This window comes from Bacillus sp. FJAT-27251 (assembly GCF_001273925.1).
In the GTDB taxonomy this organism is placed as follows: domain Bacteria; phylum Bacillota; class Bacilli; order Bacillales; family Cytobacillaceae; genus Mesobacillus_B.
Map to the genome: position 1 here is coordinate 1,740,035 of NZ_LIGG01000001.1, position 3,467 is coordinate 1,743,501.

Sequence of the window (3,467 nt, forward strand, 5' to 3'; positions counted from 1 at the left end):
GGAAGAAGACCAGAACCAAATATCGAAACTTGATAAGGTTAGGAATTAAGAAATACAAAGCATGGCAATATGCGAACTCCCGAAAGGGATACTGGAGAAACTCCAAAAGCCCTGCCTTAKACCAAGCCTTAAATAATGAATACTGGTTTAAAGCTGGATTAAAGCAATTATCAAACATTGTTTCATAAACTTTCGAACCGCCGTATACCGGACGGTACGTACGGTGGTGTGAGAGGACGGGGGTTAATCACCCCCTCCTACTCGATTTCGATGGATTGCCAGCTTGATTAAGCGATGGAGATTAAAGAGATGGCAGAAGGATATAATATAAGGAGCCATAAGGTGGGCCATCACAAGCTTTGGTGAATAAAGATTATAAATGTTATAAATGTTTAAAAGGCTGTTATATTGACAAAATGGGGATACTCTTAGTACACTATTTATAAACATTATAAAGTAAGAATTTATAAAGAGAAAAGAGGTGCATGGCGGTGGTAGAAAATCAATTGAAGGAAGCGCTGGATGCTCTGAAGGGAACCGGAGTTCGTATTACCCCGCAGCGTCATGCGATTCTCGAGTATTTGATAGAGTCCATGTCACATCCTACAGCAGACGATATTTATAAGGCGCTAGAAGGTAAATTTCCCAATATGAGTGTAGCTACTGTTTATAATAACCTGCGCGTCTTCCGCGAAGTGGGCCTTGTAAAGGAACTAACATACGGAGATTCATCGAGCAGGTTTGATTTTGTCACCACTCAGCATTATCATGTAATCTGCCAATCCTGCAGCAAAATAGTCGATTTCCATTATCCAGGTTTGGACGAGGTGGAACAGCTTGCTTCCCATGTTACCGGCTTTAAGGTTGGAAACCACAGGATGGAAATTTACGGAGTATGCCCCGAGTGCTCAAATAGTGAGACTCATTAAAACTGACGCTAAAGCCGTCAGTTTTTTTCATTCAGAAATAAATAAAAAAACCGGCAATATGCCGGGTTCCGTTTATGGGGTTCAATTAAGGTCAGTGATCATATCATGGATGATCACGGCTGCCTTTAGGATTCCCTGGTCTGCGAGCCCTCTTTTTGTTTTCGGTTATATTTCTCGTCGAACTCTTTTCCTTCAAGACTAGGATCAAGAGTTAGCGGCTCATTGCAGAACATGCATATATCGACTCGACCTAGGACTTTTGTCTGCTTGCCGCATCCAGGACAGATAACCTGAACGGTTTTTGTGGACAGCATGCCAATCCAAAAATAGACGACTGTGCTGGCAACGATGAATAAAAGCCCAAGGACCATGAAAATGGTCATTATAATAGGTGAAGTCCGAAAGAAAATCCCGGCGTACATAACAGCAAACCCTATAAAAATTAAGCTGAGCGCAAATGTACGGATTTTATTAATCTTGTTTGAATATTTGACCATTCTTTTCCCTCCCTAGAGAATATTTATATCATATCATTCAGGGGGAATAATTCACAGGAAAACTAAGGCACGGCAGGCAGGATTTTTGCTGAATTTGTCGAACATATATTTCTAACAATAAATTGGAGGAATACATATATGGAGGATATCCTTCGCCCAATTTACCAGGAGAGGGCTAGCCAAGCCAACACAATTGGCGTGCTGATGATCGAAAAAAAGAAAAAGAAGTTTCCGACAACCGATACGTTTGATTCCATCTTGCTGATCATTATCAAATCTGGAGAGCAGCCTGTTTATGTAAAGCACTACACATTTAATGATAAAAAAGCGGCAATGCACATCGTAACAGAAGCCCAATTAAATGAATGGATGCTTTTGGGGAACAACAGGAAAATTTTTGATTGGCTGTATGAGGGCAAGGTCCTTTTTGACCGAAATGAATATATCGCAAATTTAAAACGCGAACTTATGGAATTCCCGTTCTATGGGCGGAAAATGAAAATGGGGATTGAGTTTGCAAGGCTAATCCGCAGGTATACAGACGGGAAGGGTTTTTTTGAGGAGTACCATTATCTTGATGCCTACAACTATGTCGTCCAGTCTTTGCACCATCTTGCCCGGCTCGCCGTTATTGAAAATGGCTTCCACCCCGAAGTGACAGTGTGGCACCAAGTCAAAAATATCGACCCGGAGATCTATAAGCTCTATCAGGAACTGGTCTGCAGCGAAGAGACATTGGAAAAACGTCTTGAACTCTTATTCCTTGCGAGTGAATTCCTTATCCATTCCCGCACCCAAATCGGGTCTTCCCATATCCTTTCCGTTCTTGAGGAGAAACCAAGCTGGTCTTTCAATGAAATGCTCAATCATCCCGAATTGAAGGCGTATTCCGTAGATCTGGGGATCTTACTGGAATATCTAATTGATAAGAACCTTATCAAAATCGTACGGGAAGATACAAAAGGACAGGCTATTTTCCATCGCTATTATCAAGTTGCCGAAAAGTTATTCTAAAAAAACGTAAAAAGCTGTTGACCTTTTTTTTGATACTTGGTATATTAATAACCGTCGCTGCGAAACACAGCAAAAACATTTTCGCGGCTGACGGATTTCAAAAAAAGAGGTGTTGACATTATCAGCGCCGCGTGTTAAAGTAATAAAGTCGCTTCCGAGCGGCCGACAAAACAAATTGCTCTTTGAAAACTAAACAAACAAGCGTCAACAAACAATAATATTCATGGCTTCTATTATAGAAGAACATGAGCCAACGTTTTATTTTATGAGCTAATCACTCTTTTATTGGAGAGTTTGATCCTGGCTCAGGACGAACGCTGGCGGCGTGCCTAATACATGCAAGTCGAGCGGACTTGAGGGAGCTTGCTCCCGACGGTCAGCGGCGGACGGGTGAGTAACACGTGGGCAACCTGCCTGTAAGACTGGGATAACTCCGGGAAACCGGGGYTAATACCGGATRATTCATTCCCTCACATGAGGGAATGCTGAAAGACGGCATCTCGCTGTCACTTACAGATGGGCCCGCGGCGCATTAGCTAGTTGGTGAGGTAACGGCTCACCAAGGCCACGATGCGTAGCCGACCTGAGAGGGTGATCGGCCACACTGGGACTGAGACACGGCCCAGACTCCTACGGGAGGCAGCAGTAGGGAATCTTCCGCAATGGACGAAAGTCTGACGGAGCAACGCCGCGTGAGCGAAGAAGGCCTTCGGGTCGTAAAGCTCTGTTGTCAGGGAAGAACAAGTACCGGAGTAACTGCCGATACCTTGACGGTACCTGACCAGAAAGCCACGGCTAACTACGTGCCAGCAGCCGCGGTAATACGTAGGTGGCAAGCGTTGTCCGGAATTATTGGGCGTAAAGCGCGCGCAGGCGGTCCTTTAAGTCTGATGTGAAAGCCCACGGCTCAACCGTGGAGGGTCATTGGAAACTGGGGGGCTTGAGTGCAGAAGAGGAGAGCGGAATTCCACGTGTAGCGGTGAAATGCGTAGAGATGTGGAGGAACACCAGTGGCGAAGGCGGCTCT

3 protein-coding genes, 1 pseudogene and 2 other annotated features are annotated in these 3,467 nt (G+C 44.4%); of the genes and pseudogenes, 3 read left to right on the forward strand and 1 reads right to left on the reverse strand.

Annotated elements, in window-relative coordinates; translation table 11 throughout:
* Together ADU22_RS25150 and perR are read left to right on the forward strand one after the other, a co-directional pair.
* Window positions 1-188, forward strand: a pseudogene (locus ADU22_RS25150) (group II intron reverse transcriptase/maturase); the annotation flags it as partial.
* Window positions 189-485: 297 nt separating this feature from the next.
* Window positions 486-929, forward strand: a complete 444-nt coding sequence (gene perR / locus ADU22_RS08160; protein ID WP_053361717.1) for a peroxide-responsive transcriptional repressor PerR — start codon at window positions 486-488, stop codon at window positions 927-929.
* A gap of 125 nt (window positions 930-1,054) precedes the next feature.
* On the opposite strand, the gene ADU22_RS08165 is transcribed toward perR, so the two are convergent.
* The gene (locus ADU22_RS08165; RefSeq protein ID WP_053361718.1) at window positions 1,055-1,426 is read right to left on the reverse strand and encodes a YgzB family protein; all 372 of its coding nucleotides are present in this window, start codon (window positions 1,424-1,426) and stop codon (window positions 1,055-1,057) included.
* A gap of 138 nt (window positions 1,427-1,564) precedes the next feature.
* Between ADU22_RS08165 and ADU22_RS08170 the strand changes: the two genes are divergently transcribed.
* Window positions 1,565-2,440, forward strand: coding sequence for a nucleotidyltransferase-like protein (locus ADU22_RS08170; RefSeq protein ID WP_053361719.1), 876 nt, complete (start codon window positions 1,565-1,567; stop codon window positions 2,438-2,440).
* 290 nt (window positions 2,441-2,730) lie between these two features.
* Window positions 2,731-3,285, forward strand: a sequence feature (16S ribosomal RNA rRNA prediction is too short).
* Window positions 3,286-3,316: 31 nt separating this feature from the next.
* Window positions 3,317-3,467: a sequence feature (16S ribosomal RNA rRNA prediction is too short), on the forward strand.